Genomic DNA, 20,435 nt, shown 5'->3' with positions numbered 1-20,435 from the left:
CCGCAAGGCTCGCCCACAGGAGGATAGAGGAAACATGCCGGCCACCGACAAGACCGATCGCACAATGACGAGCGTCACCGCGCAAGAAGCGCTCGATTTTCACTCGCAGGGTCGTCCCGGAAAGCTGGAGATTTCCCCCACCAAGGCCATGGCGACCCAGCGCGACCTGTCGCTTGCCTATTCGCCGGGTGTCGCGGTGCCGGTGAAGGCGATCGCCGAGGACCCCAGCACCGCCTATGACTACACGACGCGCGGCAACATGGTCGCCGTCATCTCGAACGGCACCGCCATCCTCGGCCTCGGCAACCTCGGGGCGCTTGCCTCCAAGCCGGTCATGGAAGGCAAGGCGGTGCTGTTCAAGCGCTTCGCCGACGTCGATTCCATCGACCTCGAAGTCGATACCGAGAACGTCGACGAGTTCATCAACTGCGTGCGCTTCCTGGGGCCGTCCTTCGGTGGCATCAACCTCGAAGACATCAAGGCCCCGGACTGTTTCATCATCGAGCAGAAGCTGCGCGAGGTCATGGACATCCCGGTGTTCCACGACGACCAGCACGGCACCGCGATCATTGCCGCTGCCGGCCTGATCAATGCGCTGGCTTTGACCGGCCGCGACTTCAAGACGACGAAGCTCGTCTGCAACGGCGCGGGTGCTGCTGCCATCGCCTGCATCGAGCTCATCAAGTCGATGGGCTTCAATTCGGAAAACATCATCCTTTGCGACACCAAGGGCGTGATCTTCGAGGGTCGCACCGAAGGCATGAACCAGTGGAAGTCGGCGCACGCGGTCAAGACCGACCGCCGCACCCTCGCAGAAGCGCTCGAGGGCGCAGACGTGGTCTTCGGCCTTTCGGCCAAGGGTGCGCTTTCGGAAGACATGGTCCGCTCGATGGCACCGCGGCCGATCATCTTCGCCATGGCCAACCCGGATCCGGAAATCACGCCGGAGGAAGTCGCCCGCATCCGTGACGACGCGATCGTCGCGACCGGCCGTTCGGACTATCCGAACCAGGTCAACAACGTGCTTGGTTTCCCCTATATCTTCCGCGGCGCGCTCGACGTGCGCGCCTCGACGATCAACGACGCGATGAAGATCGCGGCGGCTGAAGCGCTGGCAAGCCTTGCCAAGGAAGATGTGCCTGATGATGTTGCGGCCGCCTACCAGGGCAACCGTCCACGCTTCGGCGCGCAATACATCATCCCGGTCCCCTTCGATCCGCGGCTGATCTCGTCGATCCCGATGGCGGTCGCCAAGGCTGCGATGGAAAGCGGCGTCGCGCAGAAGCCGATCACCGATCTCGAAGCCTATGGCCGTCAGCTTTCCGCCCGCCGCGACCCGATCGCCTCGACGCTGCAGCGTATCTACGAACGCGTCCGGCGCCAGCCGAAGCGCATTGTCTTTGCCGAAGGCGAAGAGGTGCAGGTCATGCGCTCGGCGATCGCCTATGCCAACCAGCAGCTCGGCACCGCCATCCTGCTCGGCCGCGAGGAGCGCATGCGCGAGACGGCGGAGCGCGAGGGCATCGACCTAGACCGCCCCGGCATCCAGATCGTCAATGCACGCCTTTCCAAGCGCGTCGGCGCCTATACGGACTATCTCTATGCCCGCCTGCAGCGGAAGGGCTTCCTCTTCCGCGACGCCCAGCGCCTGATCAACAACGACCGCAACCACTTCGCCGCCTGCATGGTGGCACTCGGTGACGCCGACGGGATGGTGACGGGCCTCACCCGCAACTATTCGACCGCCCTCGAGGACGTGCGCCGCTGCATCGATCCGAAGCCGGGCCATCGCGTCATCGGCGTCTCGATCGCGCTCTGCCGCGGCCGCACCGTGCTCGTCGCCGACACGGCAGTGCACGACATGCCCTCTTCGGAGGAGCTTGCCGATATCGCCGAGGAGGCAGCCGGCCTCGCCAAACGGCTCGGTTACGTGCCGCGCGTGGCGATGCTCGCCTATTCCACCTTCGGCCACCCCTCGGGCGAACGCTCCGAGCGGGTGCGCGAGGCGGTCAACATCCTCGACAAGCGCCGCGTCGACTTCGAATATGACGGGGAAATGGCGGCGGACGTGGCGCTCAACGCCCGCGTCATGGAGCAATATCCGTTCTGCCGCCTCTCCGGCACCGCCAACGTGCTCGTCATGCCGGCGTTCCACTCGGCGTCGATCTCGACCAAGATGCTGCAGGAACTCGGCGGCTCGACGGTGATTGGTCCCCTGCTCGTCGGCTTCGACAAGTCGATCCAGATCGTCTCGATGTCGGCCAAGGATTCCGACATCGTCAACATGGCGGCGATTGCCGCCTACAACGCCGGCATGTGACACCGACGGATGTACTATTTTGGCGCAGGCCTGGCACTCAAAGTCGCCAGGTCTGCCGAAATAGTAACAAATCGCTACAAGTTATAAAAAGAAGAGCCCGCATCCCCTGGAGAGAAGAAGCGAGCTCATAATCAGGCAACCGAACTACGTTTCAGGTAATGAAAGACGGAGGATTTGGGATTTCATGCCGGCCAACCTCCGGAAATGATCGGCCATTCCTCCGTTATTTTCTCTATTCTCTCGTGATGAAATTAGAGAATAACTTGACAATACAAGTCTCTCTTTCAGTCTCGAAAGTCAAACTCGTCATTAAGACTTGGTTAATCCAGTCGCGCGCCCGTCAGGAGACGGAGGTCGCGAACCGCCCTGCGTCTGCGCCGTAATAATTGAGATAACGGCCGGAGATATTGCTGATCGGCAGCACGATCAAAACATCCGTCGTGCGGAATGCATGATCGACCACCGCGCCGTCGCCGACCATTGCGCCCAGACGCATATAGCCCTTGATCAGCGGCGGCAGGGCGCCGAGCGCCTTTTTCGCATTGATCGCCTCGGCCGGCATCAAATCCATGGTCCGATGCAGTTCCGGACGTGCGCTCACGGCCCATTCGTCACGGGCGCGGATGTTGTGATGCAGGAAGGAAAGCGCCAGCGCATGCTCGGCCGGCACCACGCCGGGGAACGAACCGCAGCCGAACATGGCGTCCATGCCGTATTTGAGGGCGTAGGCCCAGTTTCCCTGCCAAAGCAGTTCCACCGTCCGCTTGGTACGGTAGTCCGGCAACACGCAGGAACGGCCAAGCTCCATGAAGCGCTTGGTCGGATGGCGAGCGAGAAGCTGGTCGATGGCAAATTCGGAAGCCGAGTAGAAACCGCCCGAGCGCTCGGCCACGTCCTGGCGGAGCAAGCGATAGGTGCCGACGATCTGATCCTCGGCATCGCCCTCGATCGAGGTATCGAGAACCAGAAGGTGATCGCAGATCGCGTCCCAGCTGTCGATGTCGCGCTTGCGGCGGTCGGCTTCGGCGCCAACCTGCGCATTCATCTCTTCGACGAAAACCTTGTAGCGTACGGCCTGGGCGGCATCGATCTCCGATGCCGTCCGTGCCAGGCGCGTCTCGAGATTGGCGATCCTGCCAAGAACGTCAGTCGTCGGGGCGGCAGCCTTCTTGCCGATGCAAGCCTGAGAAGTGTCAACCACGTTCGCTGAATCCAGTAGCTCGATGGCCATCCGCGTCATCCCGAATCAATTCTATCTGCCGGGCTTAGACCACGTTTCTGCAACAACATAGTGACATGAAAGCGGCATACAACCCCCACGCCCCGATGGTTACGGTTACCACTGCCGAAGTTACCGTTCGCGCAGCAGGCGGGCGATCTCCGATGTCAGCAGCTGCGGATCGGCGGGCTTCGACAACACGAAGTCGGCGCCGGCGCCCATCAGCCTTTCGCGCATGTCGGCACGAACATCCGACGTCAGGACGATGACGGGCAGCCGGGGCGCGGATCGCGCGGCCTCATCGGCGCGCAGGTGCTGCAGCAGCGAAAGGCCGTCGCCACCCGGCATGTTGAGATCGGTCACCAGCAGCTCCGGAAGCGAGCGCTGGCCGGGCGCATGCAGGGCCTCAGCAACGGCGCCGAAGTCGCTGACAAGGCGGACCGAATACCCCGAGCGCTGGAGCACGGTGCGAACGATCAGCGCGTTGACCGGATCGTCTTCGGCCAGCAGGATCCCATTCGCCCTGTTGTAAACAGGCGTGGTCGCAGGCTCCTCTCGCAGAACGGGCCGGTTGTCGTTGATCGCGTCGCGTTTCTCGATACCCTTCAGGCGACCGAGCAGCACCTCGACCAGGGACTTTTCGCGCAGCGGCCGGATCAGCCATGCCTCGTAGCCGTCCATCTGGTTGACGGGGTGGCTGTTGCGCTCCTCCGGATTGATCAGATAGGTGCGCCGCACCTCCAGCCGTGCAACGGACGGCTGCAGGGAAAGAAGCTGCTTGTATTGCTGGGCATGGCGGTGGTCGACGATCACGTCCGTCAGCGGCGCGCCGCCGGCGAGCACGTCCGCAAGGACATGCTGGGCCGCGGCAAGCGTGGTGGCACGATGGCACCGCCCGCCGAGTGTCGCGATCGTCGCGGCGAGCGCCGCCGAGGCCGGACCATCGGGCGCCATCACCAGGACATGCGAGCCCGCAAGGCACGACCGGCGCTCCGGTGCGACCGCCTCGATCTCGGCAAATGGCAGACGAATTTCGAAACGGCTGCCGCGTCCCGGCGCGCTTGCGGCCGTAAGGCTGCCACCGCAGGCCTGCATGATCCTGCGGGAGATGGCGAGGCCAAGGCCGGTGCCCTTCGCCCGCTGTTCGTCGTTTCCGGCCTGCTCGAACTCCTCGAAAATGCGCTTCAGGTCGTCAGGCGACATGCCCGGACCGGTGTCGTCGATCCGGATCCGCACGCATTCGTCGACCGTATCGGCGCCGACAAAGACGCCGCCGACCTCGGTGAACTTCACCGCATTGCCGATCACGTTGAAGAGCACCTGGCGCAGGCGCGCCGCATCGAAGGCCATCTCAGCGGGCACATCGACGGCGACCGTGGCACCGATCTCGATGCCTTTCTCATGCGCCCGGTTGGAGAGCATTTCCACCACGCTCTCGATGACGCCACGCGGATCCTGTCGGGTCGGGCGAAACTGGAAGCGACCGGCCGACAGCGACGAGAAATCGATCAGGTCCTCGACGAGCTGGACCAGCGCATGGCCGGACTGCTGCATGCCGGCGAGGTAGTTCTTCTGCTCGCTCGACAGCCGGGTCTGGCCGAGCAGGTGGCTCACGCCGAGGATGCCGGAAAGCGGCGTACGGATCTCATGGCTGACTGTGGCGAGAAGCCTCGACTTCGCCTTGCTCGCCTCCTCTGCCCGCCGGCGCGCCGCTTCGCGCTCACGCGCCGCCGCGGCCTCCTCGGTGACGTCGCGCGCGATGCTGTGGCGCATGAGCCTGCCACTTGCCGGATCGCGGGCGATCACGTCGTGCCAGTCGTAAAGGCGCACGCCGTCCGATGCGGCAATCCGGACCAGATAGTGATTGGGCGCAGCCTTTGGCTCGAAGCTCAGGCCAAGCGCCGCGCAATCGAGGCCGTGGACATCGGAGTGGCCGCAGACCTGATGGAAGACCGCGTTGGCATGAACGATCTTTCCGTCCATGCCGCGCATGATCGCGAGGTCACCCAGCGCATCGTGAATGGTCGAGAGCAACGCCGACGTCTCGGAGCGATGCCAATCGCGATCCCGGTCCGCTTCGTCGCCTGCCTGCCTGCCATCGAACGACCGTATGGCTTCGACGACGAGCAGGAACACGCCGACAGAGCCTGCCGCCGCAATCGCTGCGGAAAACAGGTAAAAGCCGGCGCTCATGCCGATGACGAGAATGAGACCGGAGGCGACAAGGCCGAGCAATGCCAGCGACGCCTGATTGACCGCATGGCGCTTGCCCTTGACGGGTGCTTCCTGCTCGTGAGCCGGAGGCGATACCTCGACAGGGAGCGGAGCCACCGGCGGCGCGTCACCCGTCCGGCTTCCTGTCCGGAAGCCGGATTCGATCCGCTCCAGCAATCGTGACGGTTCGCTCATGCAATCCGGCTAACACGACAAGCGTTCCGAATGGCTTCAATGCACCGGTAAAATCTTAACGATCGGCCTTTTTCGCGTGCAGCAGTTCGTCAAGGATGATGGCTCCGGCGCCGATGGTGATGAAGGTATCGGCCAGATTGAAGACGGCGAAGGACCATGTTTCGGTATAGAAAAGGATGTAGTCGATCACGTAGCCGAAGATCAGCCGGTCGACGAGGTTGCCGAGTGCGCCGGCGATGATCAGCGCGTAGCCGAAATGCGCAAAGAACCGGTCCTTCGGCGTGCGCTTCCAGAGCCAGAGCACGAAAGCGACGACGGCAAGCCGCATGCCGACGATGAACCAGCCTTCCATGCCCGACAGCATCGAGAAGGCGACGCCATAGTTGTAGGTACGGTAAAGCGCCAGCATCGGCACGACGTGGACCGCCTGATTAAAGGGCAGGTAGATCTCGACCAGATACTTGATCAACTGATCGGCGATGAGCGCGAGAAGGATGAAGACCGCGATCGGCAGCGGCCGCGAAAACAGAACCTGCCTCTCGCTCATGCGCGGGCGTCCAGCGTCAGCAGATGACGGCGCGCCTCGAACAGCATGATGCCGGTAGCGATCGCAAGGTTGAGTGAATCGGCGCGTCCGGCCTGCGGGATGCGTGCGAGCGCACCTGCCTCACGGGCAAGCTCCTCCGGCAGACCCGCCTGTTCGTTGCCCATAAGGATCACCACGGGCTTCGACTTGTAATCGATGGTGCGGTAATCGACGGCGCCGGCGAGATGGGTGGCAACCACCTTCACGCCGGCGGATTTCTGCCAGCGGATGAAGTCGTCCACGCTGGCGCGTGCCACCGGCATCGCGAAGACCGAGCCCATGGTGGCGCGCACGGTTTCAAGCGAAAACGGGTCGGTGGTCTCGCCGACGAGAATGATGCCGGAGGCACCGGCGGCATCGGCCGTGCGGATGATCGTGCCGAGGTTGCCGGGATCGCGCACCCGGTCCAGCGCCACATAGGTTTCTCCCAGTTGCGGCTTCAGATCCTTTAGCGCCTGGTAGCGCTGCTCGAAGATACCGACGACCATCTGAGGATTGTCGCGCCGGGTGATCGTCGTCAGCACCTTCTCGCTGACCTCGAGCACCAGACCACCCTTGGCGAAGGTCTTCGCCGCCACCTGCTCCACATGCGGCTTGCCCTTGGCCGCCTTGGCATAGATCAGCGTCTTGATCTTCCAGCCGAGATCGAGCGCGTCGATCACCAGCTTCAGGCCTTCGGCCATGAAGGACCGCGTCTCGTCGCGATGCTTCTTCTGTGCCAGCGCGCGGATATCCTTGATGATCGGGTTGGTGAGGCTCGTGACCTCCTTTACCTGACCCACACGACCGGCGCCGTGTTCGCTTCTGTCGTTCGTCATTGCGGTACCCAGCGGCTGAAGAGAGAGGTCGAAAGCGCCCTGCCCGGCTCGCGTCCGTCAAGCCCGCCCTCGCGGATGATGAGCTCGCCCGATTCCACCCGGCCGCCGCGGCCGCGCATCGTCTCGCGCATCAGTTCATGGATCGAATAGAAGCTCGCCCGGATGGAATAGGCGGTCAGCACCAGGCCGCGCGCCTCCGGCGAGAGGATCTCGCGGCAGATGTCGAGCATCGCCGCCAGGTGATCAAAAAGCTGCCAGACCTCGCCATTCGGACCACGGCCGAACTTCGGCGGGTCGGTCAGAATGATGTCGTAGCGGCTGCCGCGGCGCTCTTCGCGCTGGATGAACTTCATTGCGTCGTCGCAGATCCAGCGGATCGGCAGCTTGTCGGCCCGCGCCAGCAGCTGGTTCTCGCGTGCCCAGCCGATCGCCTTCTTCGAGGCGTCGACATGGGTGACCTCGGCGCCGGCCTTGGCGGCGATCAGCGAGGCGACCCCGGTATAGCCGAACAGGTTCAGAACCTTGAGCGGTCGCCCTGCAGCTTCCACCTGGTCCTTGACCCAGCTCCAGTGCGCGAGCTGTTCGGGGAAGACGCCGACATGGCGGAACGAGGTGAAGCGGCCGTGGAAATCGGTTCCGAGAAGCTGCATCGGCCAGGTTTCGCCGAGCACGGCGCCCGGAAAGCGCCAGCGGCCCATGCCGTCCTCGTCGGTGTCGCCGGTGAAAATCGCGTCGGCCTTTTCCCAGACGCCGTCCGCCAGGCTGCGCGGCCAGAGCGCCTGCGCCTCGGGACGCACGATGCGATAGGGACCGTATTGTTCGAGCTTCTCGCCGGCGCCGCTGTCGATCAGATGGTAGCCGGAAGCGCCCACGGTCTCGAGAATGAGCGGCACGCGCTCGGCCGGCTTTTCGCCGGTTCGCCGAGCAATCGCCCGTACAGGTGCTTCCTGCACGGCTGCCTGTTTGGCGGGCCTGTCGCGTGTCTCCGCGGCCTGCGCTGCCACCGGGCGCGCCGGCCGTTCCTTGAAGCCGCCGCCCTTCGGCGGTACCGGACGCTTCTGATCGTGGCGACCGCCGCCACGCGCCTCGGCGCCGCGGCCTTTGGCCATCGTCACGGAGGCATTCTTCGACCGCCGGTCCTTTTCCTTCACGCTGAGATCCCTGGGCTTGTTAGTGCATGTGCCGCCTGCCCGCTGCAGTATCGAGTGCGCGCGGGCGGACGCCATGAGGTTTGTCGCCGCAGCCTTCAGCCGCAGCATCTATTGAAGCTGCAAATAGCATCGCTGATGCACTTGGCAAAGTCGTTTCCGTTTTGCGAAGATCGGCGCGGGAGAACCCGCTGCAAATTTCCTCGGGTCGGAAACGGCGTGAGGACAAAATTCTGCAGCAGACCTAAAGTGTTACAACGACTTTGGCGCGTCGATGCCGATGCGCGGCACTGCAATGGGAGGAAAGCGCATGGACATGACCGGCGAAGAACGGATTTCGGCTGGGCGCGACGCCGTGTGGCGCGGCCTCAACGATCCGGAAATCCTCAAACGGTGCATCCCCGGCTGTCAGTCGCTGGAGATGACTTCGCCGACCGAACTTGCAGCGGTTGTGAAGATCAAGATCGGACCGGTCTCTGCCTCCTTCACCGGCAATGTCGTGCTCTCCAATCTCAATCCGCCAGAGGGCTACACGATCTCGGGCGAAGGAAAGGGCGGGATCGCCGGTTTTGCCAAGGGGGGCGCCGACGTCACGTTGACGGAGGATGGCGCAGACACAGTGCTGCGTTACGACGTCAAGGCAGAGATCGGCGGCAAGCTCGCCCAACTCGGCTCGCGCCTCATCGATTCGACCGCAAAGAAGTTGGCCCAGCAGTTCTTTACCGACTTCGGCGCCGCCGTCAGCGGTACCGCGGAAGCGGCGAGCTGACGGCTCGCCACTCCGCAGCGTCAAGTCAAACGTTCAGTTCTGAGGGGCAGCCAACGTCGCCTGAGTGGCGAGCTTTTCTGCCTGGCTGCGATGCTTCTCGGCTTCGCGATGCCACTTCACCGCCTCATTCGCCTCGGTGCGTGCACGGCGACGGTACGTGCCCTGGCTGAACCAGGTCGCTGCTGCGCCGAGGATCATGCCGACGATGACGGCAAGGAACAGGAAGACGAAGAAGGGCGCGCTGACCGAAAGCACGCTGTCTTCCGGGCGGAAAGGGTTCAGTGCCAGCGTTACGCTCTGGCGATTGGCGACGCTGAGAACGATCAGGATCACGCCAACCGGAATGAGAACAACGATATTGATCAGTTTCTTGAACATTCAAGCGCTCCAGCTTGCGAGCGGCCGCGTGGTTTCCGTTGGCCACGCGGGACGACGGGCGTCCATTGCGCCAGGCCGCTGAGACCGAGAAAGACGATCAGTCTTCGTCGTCACCATTCATGCCGGGATTAAGGCGCTCGCGCAATTCCTTGCCGGTTTTGAAGAACGGCACCCACTTTTCCTCGACGAAGACGGAATCGCCGGTGCGCGGGTTGCGCCCGGAACGCGACGGCCGGTTCTTGACGGAGAAGGCACCGAAGCCGCGCAGTTCGACCCGGTTGCCTGACGCGAGCGCGTCCGTGATCTCATCGAGAACCGCATTGACGATGTTTTCGACATCGCGGTGATAGAGATGCGGATTGCGAGCTGCAACAATCTGCACCAGTTCTGACTTGATCACTGTCGCCCCCTCAAATTCTTGTTTGTTTTGCTTTTTCGGTCTGCATTGTGATTGCTGCAAGAATATCGACGACGCTTGCAAAAACGCCGCCAACTCCTCACGGCTCAGGCTGGGTATATGTCGCCTTCCTCATTGGCCATCAACCTGCCAAACGGAAACAAGACCGTCAAGAAACAACTTGTCGCCCGCAATTTTTTCGAGGCCGCTCATTGCCGGAAAAGCGTCATATCCCAACATCTTGATCCAGTTGCCGACCAGCGCGCCGAGGCCAAAAGGCAGGGTCTTGCGCGGTGCTTCCCAATCGACGATCGGCAGGTCCTTCGATACCTTTTTCTCCGTCAGAAAGGCGCGAATTTCGTCCTCGCCGCCAAGCGTGTCGACGAGCTTCGCCTTCAGCGCCTGGCGGCCGGTGAAAATGCGGCCGTCGGCGAGCAGCAGCGCCTCGGGGCGCTGAAGCTTGCGGCGCTCGGCAACCAGGTCGACAAACCAGGCATAGCTGTCATCGATCATCGACTGGATCATCGCCTTCGCCTCGTCGCTCGCCGGATGGAAGGGCGACGGCTCCGCCTTCAGCGGCCGCGACTTGATCGATTCCAGCGACACGCCGAGCTTGTCCATCAGGTCCTTGATCTGCGGATACTGGAAGATGACACCGATGGAGCCGGTGATCGAGCTTTCGCCCGCGACGATCGTGTCGCCTGCGAGCGCAATCATGTAACCCGCAGAAGCGGCGAGCGTGCGCACATCGGAGACAACGGGCTTCTTGGCGGCAACCTTGCGGATCGCCTTGTAGATCACTTCGCCGCCATAGGTGGTGCCGCCCGGGGACGAAATGGTGACGACCAGTGCTTTGACGCTGTCGTTGTCGGCGATCTTCTGGAGGCGATCGAGAAGCTCCCGGTCGTCCTGGATCAGACCACTAATGGTGACGCGAGCCACGTGCTGACGAGTGCGGCCGACATCGTCCGCAGCGCCCGACCAGACAAAGATCGCGAGCGCTGCCACAAGAAGCAGCCCCGCCACCACAAAGCGCCAGAAACTGAGTTTCCGGCGCAGGCTGCGGCGATCGGCGATGGCGAGTTCGTCCATGTGGGTTTCTCCCGAATTGTTGGCGCAGCTTCTGTCAGTTTCCGCGGGAACGTGCTATCTGCGCGCGCAGAGGCATATTCCATAAACGCGCTTGGCCACGGTTGAAAGCCGCGGCTGGCGTTTTCGTGCTTCACCCGAGTTTTTTTGCAGCGCCATTGTGCAGCAGCAAAAAATATCCATATTTGCGACGACTTACACCATTGTATGTATATGATCCCTTGATGGGTTCAGCGATAAAAGCAGTAGAACCGACAGGCCCTTTCATGTTGAACCACGCGCCAGCCCCGGGCATTTTTGCCGATACGGGTGAGAGCTCCGCCGACGCCTATGCGCTCGCCGCGAGACACTCCGTGCGCGTCCGCCGGCTGAAAGTCATCCTGCCCGTGGTCGCCGGCGTCATCGCGGTGATCTTTGCCGCCGTTTCCTTCGTCCGGGCCTTCATGCCCGTCGATCTGCAACTCGAAACGGCGACGATCGAGGACGGCAAGATCGTGATGCAGAATCCGGCCATCTCCGGCCGCAACAAGCAGGGGATCAGCTATTCGATGAAGGCCCAGCGAGCGCTCCAGGACATCGCCAATCCTGACATCATCACGCTGCAGACGATCCATGCGGAAATGCCGATGAAGGATTCGATGGTCGCGACGGTGGACGCCACCAACGGCATCTACGACCGCGGCGCCAATACGCTCGATATGAACGCCCCGTTCACCATTTCCGTCAATAATGGCATCAACGCCGACTTCCAGTCGGCCTATCTGGACATCAATGCCGGCGAGATGGAAACGAAACAGCCCGTTGCGATCAGCATGAAGGGCGGTTCGATCATTGCGCAGACGCTGCGAATGACGGATAAGGGACGTATTGTAATATTTGAGGGCATGGTGAGGGTGAACGTCGAGCCCACCGCCATCCGCAAGAACGCGAAATAGGACCCGGTGCACTCCATGTCGGTCACAACCGCCTCTTTTTTCAAGATTTCCGCCAGCCTGGCGATTGCCGGTGTCGGCGCTTTGATCATTGCCTCCGGCGCTTCGGCGCAGGCCACATCCAGCAAGATGAAGGGCCTTGAACTCTCCAACGACAAGCCGATCCAGATCGAGAGCGACAAGCTCGAAATCAAGGATCCGGAGAGCAAGGCGATCTTCACCGGCAACGTCAAGGTCGTGCAGGGCACGACGACGCTGCAGGCCGGCAACATGGTGGTGTACTACAAGTCCGGCGGCGGCTCGGTTTCGAGCGGCGACGCCGACATCGACCGCATCGAGGTCAGCCAGAAGGTTTTCCTGAGCTCGGGCACGCAGCAGGCAACGGCAGACACCGGTTCCTTCGACATGACGAAACAGGTCTTCGTGCTGAAGGGCGAAAAGGTGGTGTTGTCGGAAGGCAAAAACGTCTTCGTCGGCTGCCAGCTCAACGTCCAAATGGAAACCGGGGAGGCTCAGCTCGAAGCCTGCGGCGGCCGCGTGCAGATCCAGCTCGACCCGAAGTCCCGCAAGCAGAACTGACGTAGATCGCTCGTGCACTTTCCCTTCCTTCACAAGCGCAAACGGGTCCGCAAGCCGTCGGCGACAGCTGCGGTTGTTTCCGGACACGCGGTCGACAAGGCGCGTTACGACGGCACGCTGATCGCGCGCGGCCTGACGAAGGCCTATCGCGAGCGCCGCGTCGTCAACGGCGTTTCACTGGTGGTGCGGCGCGGCGAAGCCGTGGGCCTGCTCGGACCGAACGGCGCCGGCAAAACCACCTGCTTCTATATGATCACCGGCCTCGTACCGGTCGACGAAGGCTCGATCGAGATCAATGGCAACGACGTCACGACCATGCCGATGTACCGGCGTGCCCGTCTTGGCGTCGGTTACCTGCCGCAGGAAGCATCGATCTTTCGCGGGCTGACGGTCGAGGAAAACATCCGCGCCGTGCTCGAGGTCCATGACAAGAACCTGGAGCGGCGCGAGAGCAAGCTCAACGACCTGCTCGGCGAGTTCAACATCACGCACCTGCGCAAGTCCCCCGCGATTGCGCTTTCGGGCGGCGAGCGGCGGCGTCTCGAAATCGCCCGTGCGCTTGCGACAGATCCGACCTTCATGTTGCTCGACGAGCCCTTTGCCGGTGTCGATCCGATCTCGGTCGCCGATATCCAGGCGCTTGTCCGTCACCTGACCTCGCGCGGCATCGGCGTGCTGATCACCGACCACAACGTCCGCGAGACGCTCGGCCTCATCGACCGCGCCTATATCATCCATGCCGGCGAAGTGCTGACTCATGGTCGCGCCAACGATATCGTCACCAATCCTGACGTGCGCCGGCTCTATCTCGGCGACAATTTCAGCCTTTGAGACCGCTTCGCGGGCGATTCCGCCCGCGACCACGCTTGACCAAACCTTCTCGATAAGCAATTTTTGGGCCAATTGATAAGGGCCACCCCGGCGACCGGAGAAACACCGCGGCCCAGGAGATTTCTCGGGAGTTTCGCGTCAGCATGGCACTGTCCGCCAGCCTTCATCTGCGCCAGTCCCAGTCCCTGGTGATGACGCCACAGCTGATGCAGTCGATCCAGCTGCTGCAGATGACGCATCTCGAACTCAATCAGTTCATCGCCCAGGAAGTCGAAAAGAACCCGCTGCTCGAATTTCAGGCGAATGACGATCTGCCAGGCACGCCGGAGCGCGGCGAGAGCACAGCCGGGGACGAGCCTGCCGGCGACGACTTCGGCGCGCAGGACGATCTCTACGACAGCGCGACATCGCCGACCAGCGAGCGGCTTGGCGAGCAACTCGACGCCGACTTCGCCAATGTCTTTCAGGACGACACGACACCGCAGCGCGCCGATGCCCCGGAACTGCTCGGCCAGTGGAAATCGATGCCCGGCAGCAGTGAAGGCGAAGACTATGACCTCGACGACTTCGTTGCCGGCCGCAAGAGCCTGCGCGAGACGCTCACGGAGCAATTGCCATTTGCGCTGCCCGCCCCCTCGGATCGGCTGATCGCGCAGCACCTTATCGATCAGCTCGACGACGCCGGCTATCTCCAGGCGGACCTTGGCGAAGTCGCCGAACGGCTGGGCGCCGCGCATACGGATGTCGTGCGGGTATTGCTGACGCTGCAGCAGTTCGATCCGCCCGGTGTCTTCGCGCGTTCGCTTGGCGAATGTCTTGCAATCCAGTTGCGCGCCCGCGACCGCCTCGATCCGGCGATGGAGGCACTGCTCGCCAATCTCGAACTGCTGGCGCGGCGCGATTTCGCGACGCTCAAGAAGATCTGCGGCGTCGATGAAGAGGACCTGATCGACATGCTGGCGGAAATCCGCAAGCTCGATCCGAAGCCCGGAACCAGTTTCGAGACCAGCGTCAGCGAGGCGATCGTGCCCGACATCGTCGTGCGGGCCGCGCCCGACGGCTCCTGGATGATCGAACTCAATCCGGACGCGCTGCCGCGCGTGCTGGTCAACCAGGACTATTTCGCCAAGGTCTCGCGCGGGACGCAGAAAAACAGTGCCGACCAAGCCTTCCTCAACGAATGCCTGCAGAACGCCAACTGGCTGACACGCAGCCTCGACCAGCGCGCCCGAACGATCATGAAGGTCGCCACGGAGATCGTTCGCCAGCAGGACGCGTTCCTGGCCAACGGCATCGGTCACCTACGGCCGCTGAACCTCAAGACCGTCGCTGACGCGATCAAGATGCATGAATCGACCGTCAGCCGCGTCACCTCGAACAAATACATGCTGACGCCGCGCGGGCTGTTCGAACTCAAATATTTCTTCACCGTCTCGATCGGCTCGGCCGAGGGCGGCGACAGCCATTCGGCGGAAGCCGTGCGCCACCGGATCCGCGCGATGATCCAGGAGGAAAGCGCCGAAGCGGTGCTTTCCGACGACGATATCGTCGATGTCCTCAAGAAGGCTGGTATCGACCTTGCCCGTCGCACTGTCGCCAAATATCGCGAAGCGATGAGCATCCCCTCCTCCGTACAGCGGCGACGGGAAAAGCGGGCGCTGGCCAAAGCCGCCGGTTTCTGAGCACCGGAAGTTAAGCCGCATTAACTTTTTTGCGACCTTCGATTGACTCTCTCCGACACAGGCGATATGAGCCCGCCGCAATTGCCGGGGACAAGCTCGCCCCGGAAGCGGACCGGTACGACCGGTAGCTGCGACAGAGGCGCGCCCGCAAGCCTGAAAGGCTTGGATGACGGGACCGCTTGGAATAGACTGGCTGCGCAAATCACGAACGAGAGAGGAAACTCCATGAGTGTGCGTGTATCCGGTAAACAGATGGAAATCGGCGATTCGTTTCGAGCTCGCATCGGCGAGCAGATCGAGCAGGCCGTTACCAAATATTTCGACGGAGGATATTCAAGCCAGGTCACTGTGGAAAAATCCGGGCCGCGCTTCAGCGCCGACTGCAAGCTTCATCTCGATACGGGCGTGGTTATGCAGGCGAACGGTCAGGCGAACGACCCACAGGCTGCGTTTGACGCGGCGTCGGATCGCATCGAAAAGCGTCTGCGCCGCTACAAGCGGAAGCTGAAGGATCACCATAACGGCAACGGTACGAATGCTGCCGAAGTGGCTTACACAGTGATGGATTCGGTGCCGTTCGAGGACGATGAGGTCCCCGAGGATTATGCACCGACGATCGTCGCCGAAAGCACGAAACAATTGAGGACGATGTCTGTCGCCAGCGCCGTGATGGCACTCGACATGACCGATGAACCCGTCCTGATGTTCCGTAGCCCCGGCAAGGACGATCTGAATATCGTCTACAGACGCAACGATGGAAATATTGGCTGGATTGACGCTGCCAATATCAAAGCATGAGCGGATAGGGGAGTGCCGGCACGCCGGCACTCCCCGCGCCCAGAATCAGCGGGCAGGCCGGAAAATGTGACTTTTCTGTGCATGGAACCCGCCATGACAAAGATGGTTAGAGCCATTGCGACGCATTTATGATGATGTTGTCCGGCTCTAACCGGCGAATGAGGACAAAAGAATGGCATTGGCAGGTCTACTGCATCAAAATGCGATCATCCCGGCCATGAGGGCCAACTCGAAAAAGCAGCTCCTCCAGGAATTGGCGGCAAAAGCATCAAAGATCACCGGGCTTCCCGAGCGTGAAATCTTCGACGTGATCCTGCAGCGGGAGCGTCTTGGCTCCACCGGTGTCGGCAATGGCATCGCCATCCCGCACGGCAAGCTCAACAATCTTCCCTCGATCATCGGCATCTTCGCGCGACTGGAAACATCTGTCGATTTCGAAGCGCTCGACGACCAGCCCGTCGACCTCGTCTTCCTGCTGCTCGCCCCGGAAGGTGCCGGCGCCGATCACCTCAAGGCCCTGTCGCGCATTGCCCGCGTCCTGCGTGATCAGGACATGGTCGCCAAGATCCGCTCGAGCGATTCCGCCAGCGCGATCTACACGCTGCTCGACGACGACGCGACCTCGCACGCCGCCTGAAAATAGCAACGGCGCGCGTCCGCCGGACGCGCAGTGCCTGCGTCAGTAAAGCTGACGACCGTTCAAATGATCTATGAAAATCCGGAACAAAGCGCCCTGGCTCGAAATGCCGAGCCGGCGATAGATGTTCTTGCGATGGATCCGGACCGTTCCCTCGGCAATGTTCATCACCTTGCCGATCGAAAGGTTGCTGTGTCCCCGAAGGATCAGCCGCACGATGTTGCGCTGCTGCTTCGTCAGCCGGTCTGAACAAAGGCTGTCGAACGCCGCTTCCATTACATTGTCGCCCTCTTCGGAGGGCGGCGGCGCAAAGCTCCGGCCGTGCTGGCGCCAGTTCGAGCGGACCGCCTCGCGCACGATCGGCTCATAGACGCGCAGTCGCTCGAGTTCGGCCTCGCTGAAAGGCTGGCCGCCGCGGCCGCGCATCAGCGAGTAGGTCGCCTGCAGGCCACCGTCGAGCGGAATGACGAAGCCGACCTCCTCCACCAGCACACCCGATTCCATCGATACGCAGGGGTGAACCTCGGCGGACGACGAGAAGTCGGACTGGAAGAATCGGTCCGGCGCGAGTTCTCGCATGCGCCAGAGGCCGGCCGGCTGGCCGGCAGAGCAGGCGACGTAGAAGGGATCGAGCAGATAGGCGCCGCCGAGATAGGCGGAAAGCGCGCTCGCCGATACCTTTGCCGTGTAGCCGTCGTGCAGCACGATCGGCCTGGCATCGTACGGATAGGCAAAGGCGACGGAGAGGTCGAAACTGGTGAACGACCGCAGCATCCGGTCGAGCGCCTGGCCGAAATCCTGCGTGCCGATCAGATCATCGCCGAAATATCAGCGGACTCCCTTGCCAGCATTCCGGTTTCATCCCCCCGCTCCTCGTATCCCCCATGGGATATCGACAGCCCCTGCTTCGTCAACAATAATTCCCCCCGGGAGAGCAACAGGTCGTCGCGAAACGGGTCGCCCTTGGCGAACACTGCGGCGAACGCCGATGAGGAGGGCGCAATGGCAGGCAGGCTTTCAGGCAAGGTGGCGCTGATCAGCGGTGGCGCGGGAGGCTGCGGCCTGGCGGCGTCGGAGCTTTTCGCGCGCGAAGGCGCCAAGGTCGGTATCGTCGACCTGCCGCGCAGCAAGGGCGAAGAGGTCGCGGCATCGATCCGCGCCAATGGCGGCGAGGCGATTTTTGCCCCGGCCGACGTCTCGGTATCCGCAGAAGTGACATCGGCCGTCAAGGCGGTGGAGGCGGCGTTCGGCGCCATCACGGTGCTCTTCAATCACGCCGGCATTCTTGCCGTCGGCCCCTTCCTCGAGGTCGAGGAAGACGAATGGGACCGACTGATGGCGGTCAATGTGCGCAGCATGTTTCTGATGACCAAGGCTGTTTTGCCCGGCATGCTTTCCGCCGGCGGCGGCAGCATCGTCTGCACCTCGTCGATCTCGGCCGTGGCGGCAACGCCGATGGAGGTGCTCTACGACACGACCAAGGGCGCCTGCCACATGTTCGCCCGCGCCATCGCCGTCGAGTTCCGCGACCGCGGCATCCGCTGCAATGCCGTCTGCCCGGGCTTTATCGCCACCGATCATGGCAAGCGCGAGCTCGTCGGCCTCAGCAAATACGGGGTCGACGTTTCGGAGGCGGCCATCGCCGTGCAGCAGGGCCGCATGTGCGACCCGAAAGAGGTGGCGAACGCGGCGCTGTTTCTTTCGAGCGATGAGGCGAGCTTCATCAACGGCACGCATCTGTTCGTCGACAATTGCTTCACCGCGGTTTGAGGGAGGGGAAAATGCTTCAGGCAGGTGGCCACTGGCGCAACTGGGTCGGAAACCAATCATGCATCGTGCGTCATCGCGGCGCGCCGGAGAGCGAGGCAGCTCTTGCCGAAATGGTGCGCGAGGCGACGTCGCAAGGGCTGAACGTGCGCTGCGCCGGCTCCGGCCATTCCTTCACGCCGGTGGCGCTGACCAGCGGGCTGCAGCTGACGCTCTCCAACATGCAGGGTGTCGTCGGCATCGACTACGCGCGCAAGCGCGTCGCGGTGAAGGCGGGTACCACCATCAATCAGCTCGGCAAGGTGCTGAAATCCAACGGCCTGTCGCTGATCAATCAGGGCGACATCGACAGCCAGGCGTTGGCTGGCGCGCTGACGACCGGGACGCATGGGACCGGCGCCAAGCTCGGCAACATGGCCTCGCAGATCGTCGGCATGCGCCTGGTGCAGCCGGATGGGAGCATTCTCGTTGTCGACGAGACGACACCGGATCTGCTCGAGGCGGCGCGGGTATCGGTCGGCATGCTTGGTGTGATCTCGGAGATCACGCTGCAGGCGATGGACAGCTACAATCTGCATGAAAGGCTCTGGCGCTGCACCTTCGACGAAATGATCGAACAGCACGACGAACTGGCCGCCAAACACCGCCACTTCGGCTTTTTCTGGTGCCCAGTGCCCGAGAGCCGGCATTGCTATTGCCTGCCGGACACCGCATCGGTCTCGACCACAGACAGCACCTCCGACGTCTGCGAGATGAAGGTGATCGACATCACCGAGGAAGCACCGACGGAGCGCCGCTTCGAGAAGATCGCATATTCCTCCGAGATCTATCCGATCGAATACGTGCCGAATTTCCACGAACTCGAATATGCGGTGCCCGTCGCCCACGGCAAGGATGCGGTGAAGGCGGTGCGCAAGCTGATGCTGGAAAAGCACCCGACCTGCATCTATCCGATCGAGTACCGTTTCACCGCCGGAGACACCGGCTGGATCAGCCCCTTCTTCGAGCAGGACTCGATCACGCTCTCGGTCTCGGGCGAGCCGGGAACCGATTATTGGGACTACCTGAGGGATGTCGATACGATCCTGCGGCAGTACGGCTCACGGCCGCATTGGGGCAAGCTGCATTTCCTCGGCGCCGAGGATGTGACGGCGCTCTATCCCCGTGCAGGCGATTTCCGGGCGCTGAGGGCCAAGGTCGATCCGGAGGGCCGCTTCCTCAACGATCACCTGCACCAGCTTTTCGGATAGCGTTTGCGGCTGACGCCGCTCAAAACAAAAACGCCGCGCGAACTTCGCGCGGCGTTTCTTTAAACTCTGATCAGTTGGATCAGGCAGTCGGTGCGTCACCGTTTTCGCCGGCCACGACCTTCGGTCCGCCCTTGGAGACGCCGACCATGGCCGGACGCAGAACACGGTCACCGATCACGTAGCCGGCTTGAACGACCTGCAACACCGTGTTGTTGGGCACGTCCGCATTGGGAATCTCGAACATTGCCTGATGGAAGTTCGGGTCGAACTTCTGGCCTTCCGGCTCAAGCTTCTTGACGCCGTGGCGCTCAAGCGCTGAAAGCATCGAGCGCTCCGTCATTTCCACGCCCTCGATCAGGGCGGTGAGGCCAGCCTCGCCTGCTTCCCTGGCCTCTGCCGGAATGGCATCGAGGGCGCGGCGCAGGTTATCCGAAACGGCGAGCATGTCGCGGGCGAAGCCGGCGACGGAATAGGACTTCGCATCCTTCACGTCGCGTTCGGTGCGGCGGCGCAGGTTGTCCATCTCGGCGGCAAGTCGAAGGTACTTGTCACGCAGCTCGGCGCTCTCCGCCCTGGCGAGCTCCAACGGATCGGGCTCGGCAACCGGCGCAGCTTCAGCGGCGTCGGCCGCATCGGGCGCGGCATCGAATACCTCGTCGGTGGCCTCGGGTCCGTGCTTGTTCGTATCGTCGGTCATGACGTTCTCCGCAGTGTCGTCTCTATCGTCCTTCGCATTTCCACGCCGCAAGCGCGAGCCTGCGTGTCAGCAAAAATGCCCTGTGACTGGATTTGAAGCCGATATCGAGGTTTGGGGCCGAAAAATCAA

The 20,435-nt window shown here is 62.4% G+C and carries 20 protein-coding genes; 10 read left to right on the top strand and 10 right to left on the bottom strand.

Annotated features, from left to right (window positions below; genetic code table 11):
* Nucleotides 1-34 precede the first annotated feature (34 nt).
* Entirely contained in the window at nucleotides 35-2,320 is a 2,286-nt protein-coding gene (locus AC070A_RS10885) for an NADP-dependent malic enzyme (RefSeq protein ID WP_057248005.1), read from the top strand.
* 340 nt (nucleotides 2,321-2,660) lie between these two features.
* On the opposite strand, the gene olsB is transcribed toward AC070A_RS10885, so the two are convergent.
* From olsB to AC070A_RS10860, 5 genes are all read right to left on the bottom strand, one after another.
* A complete protein-coding gene (olsB, locus tag AC070A_RS10880; RefSeq protein WP_057248004.1) occupies nucleotides 2,661-3,551 on the bottom strand; it encodes a l-ornithine N(alpha)-acyltransferase in 891 nt (296 codons plus the stop codon).
* Between the two features lie 120 nt (nucleotides 3,552-3,671).
* Nucleotides 3,672-5,948 (bottom strand): hybrid sensor histidine kinase/response regulator, encoded by a 2,277-nt coding sequence (locus AC070A_RS10875; RefSeq protein ID WP_057248003.1) that lies wholly within the window; start codon nucleotides 5,946-5,948, stop codon nucleotides 3,672-3,674.
* A 55-nt stretch (nucleotides 5,949-6,003) separates the two neighbouring features.
* Nucleotides 6,004-6,495 (bottom strand): signal peptidase II, encoded by a 492-nt coding sequence (gene lspA, locus AC070A_RS10870; protein ID WP_057248002.1) that lies wholly within the window; start codon nucleotides 6,493-6,495, stop codon nucleotides 6,004-6,006.
* Nucleotides 6,492-7,352, bottom strand: coding sequence for a TrmH family RNA methyltransferase (locus AC070A_RS10865; RefSeq protein WP_057248001.1), 861 nt, complete (start codon nucleotides 7,350-7,352; stop codon nucleotides 6,492-6,494). The genes lspA and AC070A_RS10865 overlap by 4 nt, the downstream gene beginning before the upstream one ends.
* Nucleotides 7,349-8,503, bottom strand: a complete 1,155-nt coding sequence (locus AC070A_RS10860) for a class I SAM-dependent methyltransferase (RefSeq protein WP_057248249.1) — start codon at nucleotides 8,501-8,503, stop codon at nucleotides 7,349-7,351. Before AC070A_RS10860 ends, AC070A_RS10865 begins: the two co-directional genes overlap by 4 nt.
* A 307-nt stretch (nucleotides 8,504-8,810) precedes the next feature.
* Between AC070A_RS10860 and AC070A_RS10855 the strand changes: the two genes are divergently transcribed.
* Nucleotides 8,811-9,269 (top strand): SRPBCC family protein, encoded by a 459-nt coding sequence (locus tag AC070A_RS10855; protein WP_057248000.1) that lies wholly within the window; start codon nucleotides 8,811-8,813, stop codon nucleotides 9,267-9,269.
* A 33-nt stretch (nucleotides 9,270-9,302) separates the two neighbouring features.
* Here AC070A_RS10855 and AC070A_RS10850 read toward each other — a convergent pair whose 3' ends face one another.
* From AC070A_RS10850 to sppA, 3 genes are all read right to left on the bottom strand, one after another.
* On the bottom strand, nucleotides 9,303-9,647 hold the full coding sequence (locus AC070A_RS10850; protein WP_057247999.1) for a hypothetical protein: 345 nt from the start codon (nucleotides 9,645-9,647) through the stop codon (nucleotides 9,303-9,305).
* 97 nt (nucleotides 9,648-9,744) lie between these two features.
* Complete coding sequence (locus tag AC070A_RS10845) at nucleotides 9,745-10,047, bottom strand: integration host factor subunit beta (protein WP_057247998.1); 303 nt, start codon at nucleotides 10,045-10,047, stop codon at nucleotides 9,745-9,747.
* Nucleotides 10,048-10,176: 129 nt separating this feature from the next.
* Complete coding sequence (gene sppA, locus AC070A_RS10840) at nucleotides 10,177-11,136, bottom strand: signal peptide peptidase SppA (RefSeq protein ID WP_057247997.1); 960 nt, start codon at nucleotides 11,134-11,136, stop codon at nucleotides 10,177-10,179.
* 263 nt (nucleotides 11,137-11,399) lie between these two features.
* Here sppA and lptC point away from each other — a divergent pair, with 263 nt between their 5' ends.
* The 6 genes from lptC to ptsN all read left to right on the top strand — a co-directional run bounded on the left by lptC (nucleotide 11,400) and on the right by ptsN (nucleotide 16,592).
* Entirely contained in the window at nucleotides 11,400-12,068 is a 669-nt protein-coding gene (gene lptC, locus AC070A_RS10835; RefSeq protein WP_057247996.1) for an LPS export ABC transporter periplasmic protein LptC, read from the top strand.
* Between the two features lie 15 nt (nucleotides 12,069-12,083).
* A complete protein-coding gene (locus AC070A_RS10830; protein ID WP_057247995.1) occupies nucleotides 12,084-12,644 on the top strand; it encodes an LptA/OstA family protein in 561 nt (186 codons plus the stop codon).
* Between the two features lie 12 nt (nucleotides 12,645-12,656).
* Nucleotides 12,657-13,475 carry an LPS export ABC transporter ATP-binding protein gene (gene lptB / locus AC070A_RS10825; RefSeq protein WP_057247994.1) on the top strand — a complete coding sequence of 273 codons (819 nt, stop codon included), beginning with the start codon at nucleotides 12,657-12,659 and terminating at the stop codon, nucleotides 13,473-13,475.
* Between the two features lie 143 nt (nucleotides 13,476-13,618).
* On the top strand, nucleotides 13,619-15,157 hold the full coding sequence (gene rpoN, locus AC070A_RS10820) for an RNA polymerase factor sigma-54 (RefSeq protein WP_057247993.1): 1,539 nt from the start codon (nucleotides 13,619-13,621) through the stop codon (nucleotides 15,155-15,157).
* Between the two features lie 225 nt (nucleotides 15,158-15,382).
* A complete protein-coding gene (gene hpf, locus AC070A_RS10815) occupies nucleotides 15,383-15,955 on the top strand; it encodes a ribosome hibernation-promoting factor, HPF/YfiA family (RefSeq protein WP_057247992.1) in 573 nt (190 codons plus the stop codon).
* Nucleotides 15,956-16,127: 172 nt separating this feature from the next.
* Nucleotides 16,128-16,592, top strand: a complete 465-nt coding sequence (ptsN, locus tag AC070A_RS10810; protein ID WP_057247991.1) for a PTS IIA-like nitrogen regulatory protein PtsN — start codon at nucleotides 16,128-16,130, stop codon at nucleotides 16,590-16,592.
* A gap of 42 nt (nucleotides 16,593-16,634) precedes the next feature.
* On the opposite strand, the gene AC070A_RS10805 is transcribed toward ptsN, so the two are convergent.
* Nucleotides 16,635-17,366, bottom strand: coding sequence for a helix-turn-helix transcriptional regulator (locus AC070A_RS10805; protein WP_113479348.1), 732 nt, complete (start codon nucleotides 17,364-17,366; stop codon nucleotides 16,635-16,637).
* Between the two features lie 228 nt (nucleotides 17,367-17,594).
* On the opposite strand from AC070A_RS10805, the gene AC070A_RS10800 reads away from it, so the two are divergent.
* Both AC070A_RS10800 and AC070A_RS10795 read left to right on the top strand, forming a co-directional pair.
* On the top strand, nucleotides 17,595-18,362 hold the full coding sequence (locus AC070A_RS10800) for an SDR family NAD(P)-dependent oxidoreductase (protein WP_057247989.1): 768 nt from the start codon (nucleotides 17,595-17,597) through the stop codon (nucleotides 18,360-18,362).
* A gap of 11 nt (nucleotides 18,363-18,373) precedes the next feature.
* Nucleotides 18,374-19,609 carry a D-arabinono-1,4-lactone oxidase gene (locus AC070A_RS10795; RefSeq protein ID WP_057247988.1) on the top strand — a complete coding sequence of 412 codons (1,236 nt, stop codon included), beginning with the start codon at nucleotides 18,374-18,376 and terminating at the stop codon, nucleotides 19,607-19,609.
* A 79-nt stretch (nucleotides 19,610-19,688) separates the two neighbouring features.
* Here the strand turns inward: AC070A_RS10795 and grpE are convergent, their stop codons facing one another.
* The gene (gene grpE / locus AC070A_RS10790) at nucleotides 19,689-20,306 is read right to left on the bottom strand and encodes a nucleotide exchange factor GrpE (RefSeq protein WP_057247987.1); all 618 of its coding nucleotides are present in this window, start codon (nucleotides 20,304-20,306) and stop codon (nucleotides 19,689-19,691) included.
* Nucleotides 20,307-20,435 lie beyond the last annotated feature (129 nt).

The sequence above is a fragment of the Ensifer sp. GW101-20A05 genome, from assembly GCF_059424735.1.
This window is presented reverse-complemented; position numbering and strand designations above follow the sequence as displayed.

Bases quoted from the DNA above. Each gene is read 5' to 3' on its own strand.
- ptsN (WP_057247991.1), top strand. From the start codon at position 16,128: ATGGCATTGGCAGGTCTACTGCATCAAAATGCGATCATCCCGGCCATG.
- rpoN (WP_057247993.1), top strand. From the start codon at position 13,619: ATGGCACTGTCCGCCAGCCTTCATCTGCGCCAGTCCCAGTCCCTGGTG.
- grpE (WP_057247987.1), bottom strand. From the start codon at position 20,306: ATGACCGACGATACGAACAAGCACGGACCCGAGGCCACCGACGAGGTA.
- AC070A_RS10795 (WP_057247988.1), top strand. From the start codon at position 18,374: ATGCTTCAGGCAGGTGGCCACTGGCGCAACTGGGTCGGAAACCAATCA.
- AC070A_RS10830 (WP_057247995.1), top strand. From the start codon at position 12,084: ATGTCGGTCACAACCGCCTCTTTTTTCAAGATTTCCGCCAGCCTGGCG.
- AC070A_RS10805 (WP_113479348.1), bottom strand. From the start codon at position 17,366: ATGCTGCGGTCGTTCACCAGTTTCGACCTCTCCGTCGCCTTTGCCTAT.
- AC070A_RS10855 (WP_057248000.1), top strand. From the start codon at position 8,811: ATGGACATGACCGGCGAAGAACGGATTTCGGCTGGGCGCGACGCCGTG.
- AC070A_RS10850 (WP_057247999.1), bottom strand. From the start codon at position 9,647: ATGTTCAAGAAACTGATCAATATCGTTGTTCTCATTCCGGTTGGCGTG.
- olsB (WP_057248004.1), bottom strand. From the start codon at position 3,551: ATGGCCATCGAGCTACTGGATTCAGCGAACGTGGTTGACACTTCTCAG.
- AC070A_RS10800 (WP_057247989.1), top strand. From the start codon at position 17,595: ATGGCAGGCAGGCTTTCAGGCAAGGTGGCGCTGATCAGCGGTGGCGCG.
- AC070A_RS10885 (WP_057248005.1), top strand. From the start codon at position 35: ATGCCGGCCACCGACAAGACCGATCGCACAATGACGAGCGTCACCGCG.
- AC070A_RS10875 (WP_057248003.1), bottom strand. From the start codon at position 5,948: ATGAGCGAACCGTCACGATTGCTGGAGCGGATCGAATCCGGCTTCCGG.
- sppA (WP_057247997.1), bottom strand. From the start codon at position 11,136: ATGGACGAACTCGCCATCGCCGATCGCCGCAGCCTGCGCCGGAAACTC.
- AC070A_RS10865 (WP_057248001.1), bottom strand. From the start codon at position 7,352: ATGACGAACGACAGAAGCGAACACGGCGCCGGTCGTGTGGGTCAGGTA.
- lptC (WP_057247996.1), top strand. From the start codon at position 11,400: ATGTTGAACCACGCGCCAGCCCCGGGCATTTTTGCCGATACGGGTGAG.
- lspA (WP_057248002.1), bottom strand. From the start codon at position 6,495: ATGAGCGAGAGGCAGGTTCTGTTTTCGCGGCCGCTGCCGATCGCGGTC.
- hpf (WP_057247992.1), top strand. From the start codon at position 15,383: ATGAGTGTGCGTGTATCCGGTAAACAGATGGAAATCGGCGATTCGTTT.